The 18,697-nt window shown below is 69.7% G+C and carries 19 protein-coding genes; 9 read left to right on the plus strand and 10 right to left on the minus strand.

What is annotated here, in order from left to right; translation table 11 throughout:
• The first annotated feature begins 20 nt into the window (after nt 1-20).
• The 4 genes from kduI to AC1RTO_RS15120 all read left to right on the plus strand — a co-directional run bounded on the left by kduI (nt 21) and on the right by AC1RTO_RS15120 (nt 4,477).
• Nucleotides 21-860 carry a 5-dehydro-4-deoxy-D-glucuronate isomerase gene (kduI, locus tag AC1RTO_RS15105; RefSeq protein WP_293872620.1) on the plus strand — a complete coding sequence of 280 codons (840 nt, stop codon included), beginning with the start codon at nt 21-23 and terminating at the stop codon, nt 858-860.
• A gap of 177 nt (nt 861-1,037) precedes the next feature.
• On the plus strand, nt 1,038-1,793 hold the full coding sequence (gene kduD, locus AC1RTO_RS15110) for a 2-dehydro-3-deoxy-D-gluconate 5-dehydrogenase KduD (protein WP_493161632.1): 756 nt from the start codon (nt 1,038-1,040) through the stop codon (nt 1,791-1,793).
• Between the two features lie 118 nt (nt 1,794-1,911).
• Entirely contained in the window at nt 1,912-2,922 is a 1,011-nt protein-coding gene (locus tag AC1RTO_RS15115) for a PfkB family carbohydrate kinase (RefSeq protein ID WP_493161633.1), read from the plus strand.
• Nucleotides 2,909-4,477, plus strand: coding sequence for a carboxylesterase/lipase family protein (locus AC1RTO_RS15120; RefSeq protein ID WP_493161634.1), 1,569 nt, complete (start codon nt 2,909-2,911; stop codon nt 4,475-4,477). The genes AC1RTO_RS15115 and AC1RTO_RS15120 overlap by 14 nt, the downstream gene beginning before the upstream one ends.
• Before the next feature lie 75 nt (nt 4,478-4,552).
• Here the strand turns inward: AC1RTO_RS15120 and rarD are convergent, their stop codons facing one another.
• The gene (rarD, locus tag AC1RTO_RS15125; RefSeq protein WP_493161635.1) at nt 4,553-5,449 is read right to left on the minus strand and encodes an EamA family transporter RarD; all 897 of its coding nucleotides are present in this window, start codon (nt 5,447-5,449) and stop codon (nt 4,553-4,555) included.
• 59 nt (nt 5,450-5,508) lie between these two features.
• The gene (locus tag AC1RTO_RS15130) at nt 5,509-5,934 is read right to left on the minus strand and encodes a cupin domain-containing protein (RefSeq protein ID WP_493161868.1); all 426 of its coding nucleotides are present in this window, start codon (nt 5,932-5,934) and stop codon (nt 5,509-5,511) included.
• A 110-nt stretch (nt 5,935-6,044) separates the two neighbouring features.
• Here AC1RTO_RS15130 and AC1RTO_RS15135 point away from each other — a divergent pair, with 110 nt between their 5' ends.
• Both AC1RTO_RS15135 and AC1RTO_RS15140 read left to right on the plus strand, forming a co-directional pair.
• Nucleotides 6,045-7,001: an alpha/beta hydrolase gene (locus AC1RTO_RS15135; protein WP_493161636.1), complete on the plus strand. Its 957-nt coding sequence runs from the start codon at nt 6,045-6,047 to the stop codon at nt 6,999-7,001.
• A gap of 40 nt (nt 7,002-7,041) precedes the next feature.
• Nucleotides 7,042-7,272, plus strand: coding sequence for a hypothetical protein (locus AC1RTO_RS15140; protein ID WP_293872626.1), 231 nt, complete (start codon nt 7,042-7,044; stop codon nt 7,270-7,272).
• 11 nt (nt 7,273-7,283) lie between these two features.
• Here AC1RTO_RS15140 and AC1RTO_RS15145 read toward each other — a convergent pair whose 3' ends face one another.
• From AC1RTO_RS15145 to AC1RTO_RS15155, 3 genes are all read right to left on the minus strand, one after another.
• Nucleotides 7,284-8,585 carry a M20/M25/M40 family metallo-hydrolase gene (locus tag AC1RTO_RS15145; RefSeq protein ID WP_493161637.1) on the minus strand — a complete coding sequence of 434 codons (1,302 nt, stop codon included), beginning with the start codon at nt 8,583-8,585 and terminating at the stop codon, nt 7,284-7,286.
• On the minus strand, nt 8,585-9,079 hold the full coding sequence (locus AC1RTO_RS15150) for a hypothetical protein (protein ID WP_493161638.1): 495 nt from the start codon (nt 9,077-9,079) through the stop codon (nt 8,585-8,587). Before AC1RTO_RS15150 ends, AC1RTO_RS15145 begins: the two co-directional genes overlap by 1 nt.
• A 373-nt stretch (nt 9,080-9,452) precedes the next feature.
• The gene (locus AC1RTO_RS15155; RefSeq protein WP_493161639.1) at nt 9,453-9,857 is read right to left on the minus strand and encodes a hypothetical protein; all 405 of its coding nucleotides are present in this window, start codon (nt 9,855-9,857) and stop codon (nt 9,453-9,455) included.
• A gap of 284 nt (nt 9,858-10,141) precedes the next feature.
• On the opposite strand from AC1RTO_RS15155, the gene AC1RTO_RS15160 reads away from it, so the two are divergent.
• Nucleotides 10,142-10,663, plus strand: coding sequence for a gamma carbonic anhydrase family protein (locus AC1RTO_RS15160; RefSeq protein WP_493161640.1), 522 nt, complete (start codon nt 10,142-10,144; stop codon nt 10,661-10,663).
• 1 nt (nt 10,664) lies between these two features.
• Here the strand turns inward: AC1RTO_RS15160 and AC1RTO_RS15165 are convergent, their stop codons facing one another.
• From AC1RTO_RS15165 to hppD, 5 genes are all read right to left on the minus strand, one after another.
• On the minus strand, nt 10,665-11,630 hold the full coding sequence (locus tag AC1RTO_RS15165; protein ID WP_493161641.1) for an alpha/beta fold hydrolase: 966 nt from the start codon (nt 11,628-11,630) through the stop codon (nt 10,665-10,667).
• Between the two features lie 37 nt (nt 11,631-11,667).
• Nucleotides 11,668-12,024 (minus strand): Rieske (2Fe-2S) protein, encoded by a 357-nt coding sequence (locus AC1RTO_RS15170; protein WP_493161642.1) that lies wholly within the window; start codon nt 12,022-12,024, stop codon nt 11,668-11,670.
• 11 nt (nt 12,025-12,035) lie between these two features.
• The gene (maiA, locus tag AC1RTO_RS15175; protein WP_493161643.1) at nt 12,036-12,665 is read right to left on the minus strand and encodes a maleylacetoacetate isomerase; all 630 of its coding nucleotides are present in this window, start codon (nt 12,663-12,665) and stop codon (nt 12,036-12,038) included.
• A complete protein-coding gene (hmgA, locus tag AC1RTO_RS15180; RefSeq protein ID WP_493161644.1) occupies nt 12,662-13,957 on the minus strand; it encodes a homogentisate 1,2-dioxygenase in 1,296 nt (431 codons plus the stop codon). Before hmgA ends, maiA begins: the two co-directional genes overlap by 4 nt.
• 150 nt (nt 13,958-14,107) lie before the next feature.
• Complete coding sequence (gene hppD, locus AC1RTO_RS15185) at nt 14,108-15,172, minus strand: 4-hydroxyphenylpyruvate dioxygenase (protein ID WP_493161645.1); 1,065 nt, start codon at nt 15,170-15,172, stop codon at nt 14,108-14,110.
• 79 nt (nt 15,173-15,251) lie between these two features.
• Here hppD and AC1RTO_RS15190 point away from each other — a divergent pair, with 79 nt between their 5' ends.
• Together AC1RTO_RS15190 and AC1RTO_RS15195 are read left to right on the plus strand one after the other, a co-directional pair.
• Nucleotides 15,252-15,701 carry a MarR family winged helix-turn-helix transcriptional regulator gene (locus AC1RTO_RS15190; protein ID WP_493161646.1) on the plus strand — a complete coding sequence of 150 codons (450 nt, stop codon included), beginning with the start codon at nt 15,252-15,254 and terminating at the stop codon, nt 15,699-15,701.
• A gap of 265 nt (nt 15,702-15,966) precedes the next feature.
• Nucleotides 15,967-18,684: a TonB-dependent receptor gene (locus AC1RTO_RS15195; RefSeq protein WP_493161647.1), complete on the plus strand. Its 2,718-nt coding sequence runs from the start codon at nt 15,967-15,969 to the stop codon at nt 18,682-18,684.
• The last annotated feature ends 13 nt before the right edge of the window (nt 18,685-18,697 follow it).

Consider the following 18,697-nt stretch of genomic DNA (forward strand, 5'->3'; position numbering starts at 1 on the left):
ATCCAACGTCCGGAGTTCCCATGTTCGACCGCACCTATTACGCCACGCATCCCGACATGATGGAGTGCGTCTCCAACGACGAACTGCGCGATCGCTACCTGATCCAGAACCTGTTCCGCGCCGGTGAATGCGTGCTCAACTACACGCATGCCGACCGCTTCGTGATCGGCGGCGTCCATGTCGAAAGCGGTTCGGTCGCGCTGCCCGCACAGGAAGAGCCGGCGTCGGCCAAGGGCCACCCGTTCCTCGAGCGTCGCGAGCTGGCGATCGTCAACGTCAGCAACGTCGAGGGCACCGTGACCGTCGATGGCGAGACGTTCAGCCTCGGCAACAAGGACTGCCTGTACGTGACGATGGGCGCGACGGACGTCCAGTTTTCGGGCGACGGCGCGCGTTTCTATCTGGCGTCCTGCCCGGCGCACAAGGCGTTCCAGACGCGCAAGCTGTCGATCGCCGACGCCAATGCGCTGGAGCGCGGCAGCCTCGAGGAATCGAACGAGCGCACGATCTTCCAGCTCGTCATCCCCGGCGTCTGCGACAGCGCGCAGCTGGTGATGGGCCTGACCGTGCTCAAGCCCGGTTCGGTGTGGAACACGATGCCGCCGCACATCCACGAGCGGCGCAGCGAAATCTATTTCTACTTCGAGCTGGACGGCCCGAACGACCGCGTCATGCACTTCATGGGTGAGGGCGAGGCGATGCGGCACATCGTCGTCGCCAACGAGGAATCGGTGATCTCGCCGCCCTGGTCGATCCACATGGGTTCGGGCACCAAGGCCTATGCCTTCATCTGGGCGATGGCGGGCGAGAACCAGGATTATACCGACATGAACGTGCTGGATATCTGCCAGCTGGCGTAACGTCGCTTAACTCCCCTCCCCGTCGGGTCCCATCGCAGTCGCAATGGATGGGCGTCCTGATGGGAGGGGCGGGGGTGGGTCGTATCCGGGTGGTACGGCGACCCCAAATGCGCGCTCAACCGTAGCGCGGGCATGCCACCACCCCCAGCCCCTCCCTGGCAGGGAGGGGAGGAGAAGATGATGAATCCCTTCGATCTGTCCGGCAAGGTCGCCATCGTCACCGGTGCCAACACCGGCATCGGGCAGGCGATCGCCGTCGCGCTCGCCGCCGCCGGGGCCGATGTCGCCTGCGTCGGCCGTACCCCGGCCGAGGACACCGTCGCGCGAATCCGCGAACTCGGCCGCAAGGCGGAGATCGTCTCCGCCGATCTGTCGTCGATCGAACCGGTCGGCCGGGTCGTCGACGAGACGGTGGCGAAGCTCGGCGGGCTCGACATCCTCGTCAACAATGCCGGCATCATCCGCCGCGCCGATGCGGTGGACTTCACCGAGGAGGATTGGGACGCGGTCGTCGATACCAACCTGAAGTCGGTGTTCTTCCTCTGCCAGGCGGCCGGGCGGCACATGATCGCCAACGGTGGCGGCAAGATCATCAACATCGCCTCGATGCTGACGTTCCAGGGCGGTATCCGCGTGCCGAGCTATACCGCATCGAAGAGCGGCATCGGCGGCCTGACCAAGCTGCTCGCCAACGAATGGGCGGCCAAGGGCATCAACGTCAACGCGATCGCGCCGGGCTATATCGCGACCAACAACACCGCGGCGCTGCAGGCGGACGAGGCGCGCAACAAGGCGATCCTCGACCGTATCCCCGCAGGCAAATGGGGCGATGCCGACGACCTCGGCGGTGCGGCGGTGTTCCTGGCGAGCCGCGCGGCGGATTACGTGCAGGGGCATATCCTCGCGGTCGATGGCGGCTGGCTGGCGCGGTGACAGAATAAGGGGCTGACCTCACCCTTCGTCGCCTTCGGCGTCTTTTCCCTCTCCCGCCGGGAGAGGAAGGGGGCGCGAGGCGTCGGAAGGGCGAGGGTGGCGCAGACAGGAGAGACACGTGGCCAAGTTGCTGGCGTTCGGCGAGATCATGTTGCGGTTGTCGCCGCCGGGGCGCGAGCTGCTGCTCCAGACGCCCAAATTCGACGTATGGGTCGCGGGTGCCGAGGCGAACGTCGCCACCGCGCTCGCCAAGCTCGGCCATGACGTCGGCTTCGCCAGCATGGTGCCGGACAACGACCTCGGCCGCTCCGCCATCTCGACGTTGCGGGGCCATGGCGTCGATACCGCCGCGATCCAGCTGGGCGGCGACCGGATGGGATTGTATTTCGTCACCTCCGGCGCCGGTATGCGCGCGACCGAGGTGATCTACGACCGCGCCTATTCGTCCTTTGCCGAAGCGCCGGTCGCCGCTTGGGACTGGGACGCGCTGTTCGATGGTGTCGACTGGTTCCATCTGTCGGGAATCACCCCGGCGCTGGGGCCGGTGCCGGCGGAGAGCGCGATCGCCGCGGTCAGGGCCGCCGCGGCGCGCGGCATCCCGATCTCGTTCGACGGCAATTACCGCGCGAAATTGTGGGAACGCTGGGACAGCGATCCGCGCGGGCTGCTGATGCAACTGGTCGAACATGCCGACCTGATGTTCGGCAACCATCGCGATATCGCCTTGCTGCTCGATCGCGATTTCGGCGGTCATGACGGCGAGGATCGCCGCCGCGACGCCGCCGAAGCCGCCTTCGATGCCTTCCCGAAGCTCAAGACGATCGCCTCGACCGCGCGCCATGTCGAGAATGTCGACCTGCACCGCGTCTCCGCGCGGATCGACACGCGCGACGGCCATGCCCAGACCGAGGAGGTGGTGCTCGCCGGTATCGTCGACCGGATCGGCGGCGGCGACGCCTTCGCCAGCGGCGTGCTCCACGCGTTGCGCACCGGCGGCGATATCGGCGCGGCGGCGGCGACGGGCCTGGCGCTGACCGCGCTCAAGCATTCGCTGCCCGGTGATGCCTCGCTGTTCCGGCAGGCGGATATCGACGCCTATCTCGCCGGCGGGCTGGATGTCCGCCGCTAGCGGGGACGGCGGCGGCCTGACCCGCCGCGCCGCGATCGGTGCGGGGGCGGCGACGCTGCTGACGGCCGGCGTGCGGGGGCAGGGACCGGCAGCGGTGCGCGCGCCGGCGGGCGATTTCGTCGGCACCAGCGAGGGCGGCGTCCATGCCTTCCGCGGCATCCGCTACGGCCGCGCCGAGCGGTTCCGCGCGCCGACCCCCGTCGCGCAGCCGGGGCAGAGCGTGCGCGCGCAGGCATTCGGCCCGGTCTGTCCGCAGAAGGGGCCGTACGGACCGCAATCCGAGGATTGCCTGTTCCTCAACGTCTGGACCGCCGCACCGCGCCGGGGCGCGAACAAGCCGGTGATGCTGTACATCCACGGCGGCGCCTATGCGACCGGCAGCGTCACCGATCCGCTGAACGACGGACAGGCGCTGGCGGCGCGCGGCGACGTGGTGGTGGTGACGGTCAACCATCGGCTCAACGCACTCGGCTACCTCTATCTCGCGCGGCTCGACCCGCGCTTTCCCGACAGCGGCAATGCCGGGCAGCTCGACCTGATCCTCGCGCTCGCCTGGGTGCGCGACAATATCGCGGCGTTCGGTGGCGATCCGGACCGGGTCATGGTGTTCGGCCAGTCCGGCGGCGGCGCCAAGATCGCGACGATGATGGGGATGGCGGCGGCGAAGGGCCTGTTCCACCGCGCCGCGACGATGAGCGGGCAACAGGTGACGGCGTCCGGCCCGCTCAACGCGACCGCGCGGGCCAGGGCGTATCTGGCGCCGCTCGGCGCCGGCCCCGGCCTCGATGACGTCGCGACGCTGCCGGTCGCGAAGCTGGTCGAGGCGCTCGATGCGACCGATCCGATCCTGGGCGGCGGCGTCTATTTCGGGCCGGTGCTCGACATGCGCTGGCTGACCCGCCACCCGTTCTGGCCGGATGCCGATCCGCGCGGGCGCGGCATCCCGATGATGCTCGGCAACACGCACGACGAGACGCGGGCGTTCATTCGCCTCGATTCGCCGGCGATGCGCGGGTTGAGCTGGGACAATCTGGCGGCGCGGATGGCGCCCGAGTTGCGGATCGACATTCTGCCCGAATGGGTGGTCGCGCAATATCGCGCGCATTATCCAACGTGGAGCCCCGTCGACGTCTTCTACGGCGCGACCACCGCGGGGCGCAGCTGGCGCGGGCAGGTGATCGAGGCGGAGGCGCGCGCGACGGCGGGCGCGCCGGCCCATGTCTATCAGGTCGATTACGGCTCGCGCACCGACCCGCGGCGCGGGGCGTTCCACACGATGGACATCCCCCTGGTGTTCGGCACGCTGGCCGCGAAGGGATCGGAGACGGGGACCGGCGCGGATGCGCGGACGGCGAGCGCGGCGATGCAGGACCGCTTCGTCGCCTTCGCGCAGACCGGCGATCCCAATCCTGCGGGGGCGGCGCGCTGGCCCGCCTATACGCTGGACCGGCGTGCGACGATGATCTTCGACGTGCGGTCGCGCGTGGAGAACGATCCCCGACGGTGGGAGCGGGAGTTGTTCGCGCGCGTGCCGTATATCCAGCCGGGGACCTAGGGCCGATCGACGTTAGGCCCTGACGGCCTGCAAACGGCGGTTTCGGCACGTCGTCACCTGAATGTCGAATCGGCCCTAGGCCGCGGCGGGCGCCATCCGCCGCGACGCGGCGATGCTGCTCCACGCGTAGAGGCCGCAGCCGAGCCAGATCAGCGCGAAGGTCGCCAGCTGCGCCGCCCGGATCGGTTCGTGGTAGATCAGCACCGCTTCGAGGAATTGCAGCGTCGGCGCGATGAACTGGAGCAGCCCCATCGTCGTGTAGCGCAGCCGCTTCGCCCCCGCCGCGAACAGCAGCAGCGGCGCGGCGGTGACCGGGCCGGCGAGGATCAGCAACAGGTCCATCGTGCCGTCGCGCCCGAAGGCGCCGCTGCCGCTGGTGCTCGCGTAGAGCAGCACGGCGAGCGCGATCGGCGCGAGGATCGCGGTTTCGATCGTCAGTCCGCCGAGCGCGTCGATCGCCGCGACCTTGCGGATCAGGCCATAGAAGCCGAAACTGAGCGCGAGGCTGAGCGAGATCCAGATCGCGCCGCCGCCGGTCGCCGCGAGGATCAGCACGCCGATGGCCGCCAGCGCGATCGCGCCGCCCTGCAATCGGTCGAGCCGTTCGCCGAGCAGCATCACGCCGAGCGCGACGTTGATGAGCGGGTTGATGAAATAGCCGAGGCTCGCCTCGACCAGATGCGCATTGGCGACCGCCCAGATATAGACGAACCAGTTCACCGCGATCAGCGCGGCGCTGCCGGTCAGCATCAGCAGCACCCGGCCGCGCGCGACCGCGATGAGCGGTCGCAGTCGTCGCGTCGCGATCACCACCGCGGCGAGCAGCAGCAGCGACCACAGCACCCGGTGCGACAGCACCTGCGCGGGCGGAATGTCCTTGAGCAGATGCAGATAGAGGGGCAGCACCCCCCACAGGGCGTAGGCGCCGATGCCATAGAACAGCCCGGCGCGGGTATGAGCGATCGTCCCCATGCGCCGCCTGTGCCGCGTCGCCGGCCGCGGTGCAACGAAGTGTTGCTTTGCGCGCGCCTCTATCGCGTTGGCTGCGCCACCGGATAGGCGACGATCAGCGTCAGCGGTGTCCTGCCGACCTGGCGGATGCCGACCGTCGCGCCATCGTAGAGATAGGCGGCCATGCCGGGGCGGAGCGGCCGGGTGTCCGCGCCCGACGAGACGATCCCCTCGCCCGACAGGACGTAATAGACCTCGTCATGCGCCAGCGGGTGCGGGCCGATCGCGGCGCCGACGTGGAGCACGCGCTTGCGGAATTCCATCGTCCGGCCCGGCACCGCATCGCTGATCCGATAGGCGGTGCTCATCCCGATCCGGCCGTGCGGCGTCGGCTCGTCGCGTTTGACCGCGGCCTCGTCGACGACGACCATCGGCCGTTCGGCGGCGGTCGGCGCGGGAGCGGGTGCGGCCTGCAGGGACGCGAGCAGGGCGGCGGCGAGGATCATGGCCATTATCGTCTCCCATCGGTTGCGCTGCCCCGGGTTATTGACAGTCGCAGAGTGGCACCGCATCGTTCTGACACCGGTTACCGCAACGATGCAAGGGTGAGGATGTCATGATCGACCGGCGACAGGCGCTGCTCGCCACGCTCGCGGCGGGGCTGATCCCGGCCGGCGCCGGCGCTGCGACAGCCGATCCGGTCGAGACGATCGACCTGTGGCCGGGCGCTGCGCCGGGCATGCCCGGGGTGCCGCCGGTCGAGGAGACGATCGAGCGCAGCACCGACCCCGCCCGCCCCGACCGTGCGCTGCGCGGCATCCTGCGACCGCGGCTGACGGTGTTCCGCCCGGCGCGCGCCAACGGGTCGGCGCTGCTGGTCGCACCGGGCGGCGGCTATGCACGCGTCGTCATCGACAAGGAGGGGTTCGAGATCGGCCGCTGGCTGGCGGCACGCGGCTGGACGGTGTTCGTGCTCTTCTATCGCCTGCCGGGCGACGGCTGGGCGGCGGGACCCGATGTCGCGCTGTCCGATGCGCAACGCGCGATGCGGCTGATCCGCGCGCGCGCGGGCGATTACGGCATCCGCGCGGACCGCGTCGCGGCGATGGGCTTTTCGGCGGGCGGCCATGTCTGCGGCGATCTCGCGACGCGGTTCGCGACGCCCACCTATGCGCCGGTCGATGCCGCCGATCGGCTGGATGCGCGCCCGGTGCTCGCCGCGCCGATCTATGCGGTCCAGTCGATGACGCGGCCGCTCGCCCATGCCGGATCGCGCGACCTGCTGATCGGCAACCGGGCCTCGCCGGCGCTGGAGGCGGCGCACAGCCCGGCCCGCAACGTCTCGGCGCGCACGCCGCCCTGTTTCCTCGTCCATGCCGAGGACGATCCCGCGGTCGACGTCGGCAACACGCTGGCGTTCCGCGCGGCGCTGAAGGCGGCGGGGGTGCCGGTCGAGACGCATCTGTTCGCCACCGGTGGCCATGGCTTCGGCCTGCGCGGCGTCGCCGGCAAGCCCGCCGCGGCATGGCCCGGCCTGTTCCATGGCTGGGCGCAGGAACACGGGCTGGGCTGATCGGCTTTCCTCCGCCGCCACGCGGCGTTAGGGCGGAGCGATGACCAGCGGCGCGCTCCACGACCTGTTCCTGTCCACGCTCGTGCGCCGCGCTGGCGGCAACCGGCGGCGCTGGCGGCTCGTGATCGGCGAGATCAAGGTCTATGCCACCGCCACCCACCCGCATTGCAACTGGGCGCTGACGCCGACCGGCTCGGCGGGCGAGAACGACATCGTCGAGCGCATCGCCGACGAACTGCGCGTCACGCACCCGATCGTGCGCGCGGACTAGGCCGGATCGCCCTAGCGCGCCTCCGCGCTCAGTCGCGTCATCAGGATCGCGGCGCGCTTGGCCTGGCGGCGGATCGTCGAGAGGTCGACGACCTCGTCGGGGGTGTGATCGCCGCGGCTGGCGGTGCCGAGTCCGACCAGTCCGTCGACGTCCGCCGCCACCCAGGAAATGTCGCCCGCGCCGCGCTTCAACGGGTCGAGCGCGGGCATGGCGGGCAGGCCGAGGTCGCGGTTGACGCCGTTCAGCCGCGCGAGCAGCGCCTGGTTGCCGGCGGTCGGCGCCATCGCCGGATAGCCGCTCTTGAACGCGATCGTCGCGTCGGTGCCGGGTGCGTGTGCGGCGACGATCGCGGTCATCTTCGCCCGCACGCGCTGCGTCTGCTCCTCGCTGAGCGTGCGGAAGTCGCCACTCGCCACCGCCTGCGCCGGGATGATGTTGCTCTTGCCCTGCGCGCTCGCCTTCGATCCCGAGGCGTCGATGGCGGCGGTGACGCCGGCGGCGAGCAGGCCGGTGTTGAAGGTGAGGTTGGGCTCGGGCAGCTGGGAGCGGAAGGCGGCGAGGATGCGCGCGGCCTCGTTCACCGCGCCATCGCCGAAGCTTTCGCTGAAGATGCGCGAGCTGTGGCCGCTCTTGCCGGTCACCGTCAGCGTCCAGTCGTTGACGGATCGGCGCGCGATCGACCCCATGTCGCGCCCGTCCTCGATCGCCAGCCCCTCGAAATCGAGCGCGACGTCGGCGCGCTTGCCCGCCGCGATCAGGTCGGCGCGGGCGATCTCGACCGGGTCGCCCGAATCCTCCTCGTCGCCGGTCAGCACGATCTCGATATTGGCAGCCTTCAGCGTGCCGGCGGCCTGCATCGCGCGCAGGGCGGCGAGCATGACGACCATGCCGCCCTTGTCGTCGCCGGCGCCGGGGCCGCTCGCCTCCTCGCCCTTGCGGAAGAAGCGCTGGAAGGGAGAATCCGCCTCGAACACCGTATCGAGGTGGCCGATCAGCAGCAGCCGCTTCGTGCCGGGCTTGCCGGCGTGGACCGCGATGATGTGGCCGGCGCGCCCGGTCTGCGGCAGCGGCTTCCACGTCACGGCAAAGCCGAGCGCGCGCAACTGTTCGGCCATCATCGTGCCGACCCGGGCGACGCCGGGCAGGTTCATCGTGCCGCTGTTCTGGTTGACCAGCCGTTCGAGCAGCGCGACCGAGCGTTCGTATTCGGCATCGACCGTCGTCGTCATCCGCGCCTCGGTCGCCGACAGGCGGGGCGGTTCCGCGGCGGCGGGTGCGGCGGCGAGCAGCAGCGGCAGGACCAGCGCCAGCATCAGCGGGGCACCGCCGCGACCATCAGCGACAGATCGCGCGTCTTGCTGCCGGCGATCTGGATCAGGTAGCGGCCGGGGGCGAGGTCGAAATCGACCATCTTGCGGATCGGCGAACAGGCCGGACCATGATCGTGCGCGACGGAGGGAAGCAGGCGATCCCCTTGCACCACGTCGATCCAGGCACCCCCGCCGAGCGCGACGCGATAGCGGCCGGCACGGGCGATGGTGACGGCGAACAGGCCGCCGAAACTGTCCGCGGCGCCTGCCTTGGCGGGCGGTCGCGCATAATCCAGCGCGGTGGGCGCGACCAGCGTCGCGGTGGCGCCCCGGCCGATCGTCAGCGGCGCCGCAGCGGCGGCGGTGGTGCCGGCCGCGAATCGGGCGCCCTGCTGCCAGCCGGAGAGCGCGGCCGGCAACGGCGGCGGCGTGCAGGGAGCGGCGGCGCCGGCCTGCGCGGCGGGCGCCGGCACGAGCCCCGATGCGAGTGATGCCATCCATGCGGCAACCGTCAGTCCAGCCGTCAACATCATCGCTTTCCCTACCGTCAACATCGACAGGATAGCGGATCGCGGCGTGCTGTCACGGGGGGACATTGCCGGCCGATCGCCAAGCAGACATCAAGCTCAAGTCCGAAATGGACAAAAGATCAAAGCACTTGTATGGTAGATCGTCTCGACGAACGACGGGGCGGCTGATCGCCGCCGGTGCAAAACAACGATGGCATGGAAGAAAGGGCAAAAATGAAGAGCGGGACACGCGATCACATTTGCGCGCTACTGTTGGAAGCGTTGCTGCTGCTCGACGAAGAGGGTCAGATCGTTGCCGGTATTCACGTCAATCAGGCGCTGGAGGCGCTGGGCTGCCAGGTCAGCGATCCGGTGTCTCGGGCTGGGCGATCGGCAGCGCGGCGATCTGGTCCAGCCACGTGCGGATCGTGTTCCGGCCCTGCGGGCTCAGCGCCAGCATCGTGACGCGGCGGTCGCTGATGTCGTCGCTGCCGTTCACCAGCCCGCGATCCTGCAACAGCTTGATCCACCGCAGCGCCGTCGTGCGCGGGACGCCGGCGGCGGCGCAGCAGGCGTTGGTGGTCACCGTCGCGCCGTCCATCCCCTCGGCGAACAGGAACAGCATGATGTCGAGGCCGGGATTGGCGAACAGCGACGCCTCGAGGTGCGTGCCGAGCTTGCGGCGCGCCGACGTGATGCTGCGGGCGACGTTGGCGAGCGCCGCTTCATGCGGGTCCTGACCGTCGGCGGACGGTGACACCGTCATCGCGACAAAGCTGTTGCCACCGGTGTCCCTGCCATTCTGGCCAGCGACGGGCTGTTGGCGTAATCCGGCATCCATGTGGTCGTCGCTCCCGTAAAACGCGGTTCGGCATAGCCGGAGGGGATCCGGAAGCAAGCCACGTCGTTCGATGTCCGTCCGGCCGGCGACCCCCTTGCGGGGCGATCGCGGTCGATCGTTCCGCTACGCTAGCGTCGACTTGACCCGGTGTCACGGGTAACCTTGGCATCGATGCGACGGTATCTGTCTGAAATTCGGAAAGGATCGCCATGACTTGCTACGCACTCGACGGCGTCGCGCCCGACATCGGCGCGGACGTGTATGTCGCGCCGGGGGCGCAGGTGATCGGCCGTGTCGTGCTCGGAAACCGCGCCTCGATCTGGTTCGGCGCGGTGCTGCGCGGCGACAACGACCCGATCCGGATCGGCGAAGAGAGCAATGTGCAGGACGGCGCGATGATCCATGCCGATCCCGGCGTGCCGACGACGATCGGCGACGGCGTCACCATCGGCCATCACGCCATCGTCCATGGCGCAACGGTCGGCGATCGCAGCCTGATCGGTATGGGTGCGACCCTGCTCAACCGCGCGGTGATCGGCGCGGATTGCATCGTCGGCGCGAACGCGCTGGTGACCGAGGGCAAGGCGTTTCCCGACGGATCGCTGATCGTCGGAGCGCCCGCCCGGCTGGTGCGGCCGCTGACCGACGCGGAGATCGCCGGGCTGCGGTTGTCGGCGGCGACCTATGTCGCCAATGCGCGGCGCTACGCGACCGGGCTGACGCCGCTGTAGCTCAGGCGGAACGGGCCGAGGCGTCGGCGACGAATCCGGCGGTCGCATCGGGCGCGGTAACCGGGATCATGTGGCCGCCGTCGATCACCGTGATCCGCGCGCCCGGGATCGCCGCGGCGGTGACGTCACCGTGCAGCGTCGCGGGCAGGATCGCATCGTCGCGGCCGAACAGGATCGCGGTGGGCACGGCGAGCGACGGATACAGCGCCGCGATCCCCGCCATCTCGTAATGCGCGGCGGCGAGGTCGGCGGCGGCGGCGGCGATGCTGGCGGGCCGCTGCGCCAGCGCACCGCCGCCGCGGGTCGCGAAATCGGCGGGCGGCACCTCCGGCGCGAACACCGCGTTCAGCGTCCGCTCGGCGGTGAGCCGGCTCAGCGGCGTCCCCAGGGTGTGCGCCATCAGTCGGCGCATCGACGCCGGGATCGCGGCGAGCCCCTTGAACGCCTCCGGCACGGCCTCCTGCGGCTGGGTCAGCGGCGCGATCAGCGCGAGGCCGCGGATCAGATCGGGCCGTGCCAGCGCCAGCGACAGCGCCACCGCGCCGCCCAGCGAATGGCCGACGAGCAGCGGCCGCTCGATCCCCAGCGTCTCGATGAAGCGGGCGACGATCGCCGCCTGCTCGGCGATGCCCGGCTCGGCATCGTCGTCCGCGGTCGAATAGCCCGATCCCGGGCGGTCGAGCAGGATGACGCGATGGTCGCGGGCGAGCGGTTCGAGCATCGCATAGCCGAAGTTGCGCAATTGCCCGCCGAGGCCGTGGATCATCACGATCGCCGGGCCGCTGCCCCGTTCGACATAATGCAGCCGTGCGCCTGCGACCTGCAGATGGCGGCCGTCCTGCGGCACCAGCCGCTCCGCCTCGCGCGCGATCCGGTCGGCATAGAAGGACAGGCCGAGCCCGCCCGCGGCGGTCAGCGCGGCACTGCCGAGCAGGGTCCCCAACGTCCAGCGTGCGCCGCTCTGCATGTCCGCCTCCCTCGCCAAAGAGGCCGAGTGTATCACGTCAGGCGGTGGTGACGATCCCGTTCGTGACGGTCACCGGCCAGGCGGTCAGCTGCTGGCCGACGCACGGGCCGCCGACGCACAGCCCGTCGTCGATCCGGAACAGCGCGCCATGCCAGCTGCACGCGATCAGGTCGCCCGCAGGGGTGAGATAATCGTCCAGCCGCTGCGCCAGCGGCACGCCGGCATGCGGGCAGCGGTCGACATAGCCGACCGCTCGATCGCCCTGCCGGACGACGAAGCCGTGGAACCGTCCCGCGCGCATCTGGAGCACGAAATTGCGCGCCTTGCCCTCGGCGATCTCCGCCAGCGGTGCGAGCGCGACGCCCGCCGGGGTGGCGGTCAGGCGTTCACTCATGCCCCCGGCGCTCATGCGTCGGCGTCGGGCTGGCGGCCCGGATGCGCCGCTGTGGCAAGGGCGGCGGTGCGCGCCCCCGCGGCGACCAGCTGCGGATAGGGCGCGGTGTCGACGCCGAACCGCTCTGCCGAATAGAGCGCGGGCACGATCACGCAGTCTGCCAGCGTCGGGCGGCTGCCATAGGCGAAGCCGTCGCCATGCCGCACGATCAGCGTCTCCAGCGCGGCGAATCCGTCGGTCATCCAGCGCGCCATCCACGCCTGCACCTGGTCTTCCGACGCACCGAGATCCTCCCGCAGCGCCTTCAGCGTGCGCAGATTGTGGAGCGGATGCACGTCGGTGACGATCGCCTGCACCATGCTGCGCACGATCGCGCGGCCATCGGCATCGGCGGGCAGCAGAGGCGGGTCGGGGAAGCGCTCGTCGAGCCATTCGAGGATCGCAACGCTCTGCGTCAGCACCAGCCCGTCCGTTTCCAGCGCCGGCACCAGCCGCTGCGGATTGAGCGCGGCATAGGCGGGGTCGGCCTGCCCGCCGGTACGCAGGTCGTGGTTGACCTGTTCACAGGCGAGGCCCTTCAGCGCCAGCGCGATCCGCACGCGATAGGCAGCGCCCGATCGCCAGTAACCGTGCAGGATCACGGCAGGACCGCCTTCGGGAAATCCGCCCAGACCGCGTCGTAATCGAGCTGCGCATGGTCCAGCGCGTAGGTCGTCGGCCGGTACGGCCAGCAGCTTTCGAGCATGAACGCCATCGTGCCGTCGATCCGGTGCGGCTTGAGGTCGGCGGCGGAGGCACCCTGCCAGCTGGCGAGGTCGGGCCCGTGACCCGCCATCAGATTGTGCAGCGAGATGCCGCCGGGCGCGAACCCTTCCGCCTTGGCATCATAAGCGCCGGTGATGAGTCCCATCGCCTCGCTCATGATGTTGCGGTGGAACCACGGCGGGCGGAACGTCCCCTCCGCCACCATCCAGCGCGGCGGGAAGATGACAAAATCCGCATTGGCGCGGCCCGGCACGTCGCTGGGGGACGTCAGCAGCGTGAAGATCGACGGATCGGGATGGTCGAAGCTGACCGTGTTGATCGTGTTGAACCGCGACAGGTCGTAGCGCCACGGCGCGAGATTGCCGTGCCAGGCGACGACGTCGAGCGGGCTGTGGTCGAGCGTCGTCGTCCACAGGCTGCCCATGAACTTCTGGATCACCGCGGTCGGCGCGTCGCGATCCTCGAACCAGGCCACCGGCGTTTCGAAATCGCGCGGGTTGGCGAGGCCGTTTGCGCCGATCGGGCCGAGGTCGGGCAGGCGGAACAGGCTACCGTGATTCTCGCAGACATAGCCCTTCGCGGTGCCGTCCGGCAGCAGCGCGCGGAACCGCACGCCGCGCGGCACCAGCGCGATCTGCCCCGGCGCGACCATGATCCGGCCGAGCTCGGTCAGCAATTCCAGCCGCCCCGCCTGCGGCACGAACAGCAATTCGCCGTCCGCATCGGTGAAGACGCGGTCGGTCATGTCGGTGTCGGCGGCATAGACGTGGAGCGCGACGCCCTCCAGATCGGCGGGATCGCGGTTGGCGAGCATCGTCGTCATGCCGTCGATCAGGTCGGTGCCCGGTGCGGGATCGCCGCACGGGTCCCAGCGCAGCCGGTTGGGTGCGAGCGGCGCGTCGCCGGTGCCGGGTGCGAAGCGGGCGGCGCCGGTGTAGCGGACATAGGGCGGATGCTCGGCGGTCGGCCGCATCCGATACAGCCACGATCGCCGGTTCTCGTGCCGCGGCGCGGTGAAGGCGGTGCCGCTCAACTGCTCGGCATAGAGGCCGAACGCCGGCCGTTGCGGCGAATTGCGTCCGATCGGCAGGGCGCCCGCGACCGCCTCGGTCACGACATGGTTGCCGAAGCCGGGGATATAGTCGTTCCGGGGGTGGTGGGTTGTCATTGTTATGGCGTCCTCTCCTGCTCCACCACCCCGTTGTCGTACCTCATCGGCGCTTGTCCCGTCATTCCCGTCTGCGCGGGGATCACGACGGGACGGGCACGTCCTTCCCATCCGCCTGCCGGTCAGACCCGGCTAGCCGTTACGGCCGGCCTATGCGTCGACCGTGATGACGCCGCGCCGGATCTGGTCCAGTTCGATGCTTTCGTACAACGCCTGGAAATTGCCGTTGCCGAACCCCTCGTTGCCCTTGCGCTGGATGATCTCGAAGAAGATCGGCCCGACCATCGTCTCGGTGAAGATCTGCAGCAGCAACCCTTCCTCGCCGACGTTGCCGTCGATCAGGATGCGGTTGGCGCGCAGCCGTTCGAGGTCCTCGCCATGGTTCGGCACGCGCGTGTCGACCAGTTCGTAATAGGTCTCGATCGTGTCCTGCAGGCGGACGCCGCGGGCGCGCAGCTTCTCGACCGTGGTGTAGATGTCGTCGGTGGTCAGCGCGAGGTGCTGGATGCCCTCGCCGTTGTAATCGCGGATGAATTCCTCGATCTGGCTCTTGTCGTCCTGGCTCTCGTTCAGCGGGATGCGGATCGCGCGATCGGGCGCGATCATCGCCTGGCTGAACAGGCCGGTCGCCTTGCCCTTGATGTCGAAATACTTCTGCTCCTCGAAGCCGAAGATCTGGCCGTAGAAGGCCGACCACGTCCGCATCTGCCCGCGGCGGACATTGTGGGTGAGGTGGTCGAGCAGGTCGAGCCCGACGGAGTTCGCCGCCTCTGCCTCGGCGGCACCCGGGGTCTGCGTCCAGTCGTCGTACAGGCTGCCCGCGGCCCCGTGGCGGTCGACGAGATACAGCAGCGACCCGCCGATCCCCTCCAGCGCCGGAATCCCCTCCAGCGCCGCCCCGGCGGGGGCGGGCTTCGCGCCCCTCGCGATCGCGGCGTCATAGGCCGCCTGCGCATCCTGCACGCGGAACGCCATGGCGCTCGCCGAGGGGCCGTGCGCCGCGCGGAATTCGGCGGCATGGCCGGTCGCCTCGCGGTTCAGCAGCAGGTTGATCCGACCCTGCTTGTAGCGGGTCAGCTCCTTGGTCGGATGGGTCGCGGCGGCGACGAAGCCCAGCGCCTCGAACTGCGCGGCGAGCGCATCGGGGTCGGGCGAGGTGAATTCGCAGAATTCGAACCCGTCGAGGCCCATCGGGTTGACGTCCATATGTTCCATCGTCGCGCTCCGATTGGTATCATTCGTTACCAATCATGTGCGTCATTGCCAAACTGGTGTCAACTGATACGAAGTCGTCATGGCTGCCAAGCGCCTCGCCCTCGACGATTTCATTCCGTACCGCCTGTCGGTGACGTCGAACCTCGTCAGCGATTCGATCGCGCGGACGTATGAATCGCTGTTCGGTCTCACCATCCCCGAATGGCGGCTGGTCGCGGTGATCGCGGAAACGGGCGGCGTCACCCAGCAGGCGATCGGCGCCAAGACGCTGATGGACAAGGTGACGGTGTCGCGCGCCGCCATCGCGCTGGTCGATCGCGGACTGCTCGCGCGGCAGGCGAATCCGGAGGATCGGCGTTCGCACCTGCTCGAACTGACCGATGCCGGCCGCGATCTCTATGCTGCGGTCGCACCCAAGGCGCTCGACCTCGAAAGCCGCATCTTCGCCGCCTTCGAGCCCGCCGAGGTCGCGCAGTTCATCGACATGCTGCGCCGGATCGAGGCAGTGACGATCGCGATCGGGCGTTAGCGCCGATCGGCACTCGGCAAGGATAGCGAATCCAAGCGCGCTACCGATTCGGTCCTGTCCGTGAGGTTGGCGTGTCTGGACTCCCGCCTTCGCGGGAGTGACGACGGTCCATTCTAACCGGCGACAGCCATCGTCGCTGAATGTCGATCGAGCGTTGGCGCTACACCGTTACCGTTCGGCCGCACCGCCGGCACATTTGTGCGACATTTGCCGCCTAGAGCGCCGTTGACGATACGAATGATACGGTACGGACAAGGGGCAAGACATGCGTTGGGTGGCAGTGATGATGATGGCGGCGAGCTGGCCAGCGATGGCCGCCGCGCAGCAAACGCCGCAGCCGCAGCCGCAGCCGCAGCCGGCGCCCGTGCCCACCCCCGCGCCCGCGCCCGCTAGTAGCGACACCGCCACCGCGCCGCAGGACCAGCCCGCCGCCGTCGCCGCCGATCCGGCGGTGCCCGCCGCGGCCGCTGCGCAGGCGCCCTCGGTCCCGCAGCCGAGCGCGGCGCAGTCCGATGCCGAAGAGGGCGAGGAGAATGAGATCGTCGTCACCGGCCGCCGTCCGCCCGGATCGGTGGTCGGCGACATCCCCGCCGAACAGATTCTCAGCCCCGCCGACGTGCGCAGCTATGGCGTCAGCAGCATCTCCGACCTGCTGACCGAGCTCGCACCGCAGACCCGCAGCGGCGCGGGCGGCCCGCCGGTCGTGCTGCTCGACGGCAAGCGCATTTCCGGCTTCCAGGAAATCCGCGACATCCCGACCGAGGCGATCCTGCGCGTCGACATCCTGCCCGAAGAGGTCGCGCTGAAATACGGCTATACCGCCGACCAGAAGGTGGTGAACTTCGTCCTGCGTCGCCGTTTCCGTTCGACCACCGTCGAACTCGCCGACCGTCAGGCGACCGACGGCGGCCGCAACACGCCGCAGGCCGAACTCGACCTGCTGACGATCCGCAGCGGCGCCCGCTTCAACCTGCACAGCACCTATCAGCAAAGCTCGGCGCTGACCGAATCGGAACGCGATATCCAGCTGGCGGCGACCGAGGGCGCGACCACCAATTTCGACCAGCGGCCGTTCCGCACCTTGCTGCCGTTCGGGCGCAGCTTCGGCACCAACGCGACCTATGCCCGCCCGATCGGCGACGTATCCGCCTCGATCAACGGTGAACTGACCGCGACGCAGTCGGTCGGCCGCTTCGGCCTGCCGCTCGATGCGGCGGGCGTGCCGATCAGCCGCGACCCCCTCGAACAGCGCAACAACGGCGTCACCGGCCATGTCGGCACCAGCTTCAACGGGCGGCTCAACCCACGCTGGCTGTGGACCGTCACCGGCGGCTTCGACCGGGCGGAAAGCAACACCTACACCGAACGCAGCGGCGACGGCGTGCCCAACCGCGCACGGTCGATCTCGAACAGCGGCGAGGTCGAGGCGCTGGTCAACGGCCCGCTGTTCAGCCTGCCCGCCGGCGACGTGTCGACCGCGATCCGCGTCGGTGCCGACACCAGCGATTTCACCAGCCGCTCGGTCCGCGGCGCGCTCGTCACCACCGGCGACGTCTCGCGCGACAGCGTCGACGGCCGCGTCAACGTCGACGTGCCGATCGCCAGCCGCAGCCGCGCCGTGCTCGGCTGGCTCGGCAACCTGTCGCTGAACGGCAATGTCGCGGTCAACCGGCTGTCCGACTTCGGCACGCTGACCGCCTATGGCTATGGCCTCAACTGGGGGCCGATCGAGGGCGTGCGGGTCATCGGGTCGTTCAACCAGCAGGATATCGCACCCAGCGCAGCGCAGCTCGGCAACCCGGTCGTCGTCACCCCCAACGTCCGCGTGTTCGACTTCGTCCAAGGCCAGACGGTGACGGTGACGGCGGTGACCGGCGGCAATCCCGCGCTCCGGTCGAGCGACCGCCGCGTCACCCGGCTCGCGCTCAACCTGAAGCCGTGGAGCAACAAGGACCTGACGCTTACCGCCAATTACACGAAACAGGACGTGCGCAACCCGATCCAGGGCCTCAGCTCGCCGACCGCGGCGTTCGAGGCGGCCTTCCCCGATCGTTTCGTGCGCGACGAGGACGGCAACCTGATCCGCGTCGATCGCCGCTCGATCAATTTCGCGCGCTCGGAAAGCGAGAACATCCGCTGGGGGATCAATTTCTCCAAGCCGATCAAGTCGAAGATCCAGAAGCAGATCGAGGCGTTCCGCGCCGGCACCGGGCCGAACCCGTTCGCCGGCCTGCGCTTCCCCGGCGCCAACGGCCGTCCCGGCGAGGGCGGGCGCCCGGATGGTGCGCGCGAGGGGGGTGGGCGCGAGGGCGGCGCACCGCCGGCCGACGCGACTGCCGCCGGCGGTACGCAGCCGCCGGGCGATGGCCAGTCCGGGACTGCGACGCCCGGCGAGGGCGGCCGCCGCGGTGCGGGCGGCGGCGGTCGCGGCTTCGGTGGCGGCGGCTTCGGCGGCGGTGGCGGCGGTGGTCGCGGCGGGCAGGGCGGTGGCGGCCGTATCCAGTTCGCGCTCTATCACACCTGGAACCTCACCAACCGGGTGACGGTGGCGAACGGCGGGCCGGTGCTCGACGCGCTCAACGGCGACATCATCGGCTCCGCGAACGACGACGGCCAGTCGCGCCACGAATTCGAGGGGCAGGCGGGCTATTCGAACAACGGCCTCGGGGTGCGCCTGTCGGCCAATTACGCCACCGGCACCCGCGTCAACGGCGGCACCGCCGCCAATCCGCAGCCGTTGCGCTTCGACGGGCTCGCCACCGCCAATTTGCGCCTGTTCGCCGACCTCGGCCAGCAACTCGCGCTGGTGAAGGCACACCCCTGGGTCCGCGGCGCCCGCGTCACGCTGTCGGTCGACAACATCTTCAACAGCCGCCAGCAGGTCCGCGACGCCACCGGCGTGACGCCGATCACCTATCAGCCCGACTATCGCGATCCGCTCGGACGGACGGTGCGACTGAGCCTGCGCAAGCTGTTCTTCTGATCGCGGTCGAACG

It is taken from the genome of Sphingomonas sp. GW821-FHT10F09 (genome assembly GCF_058809195.1).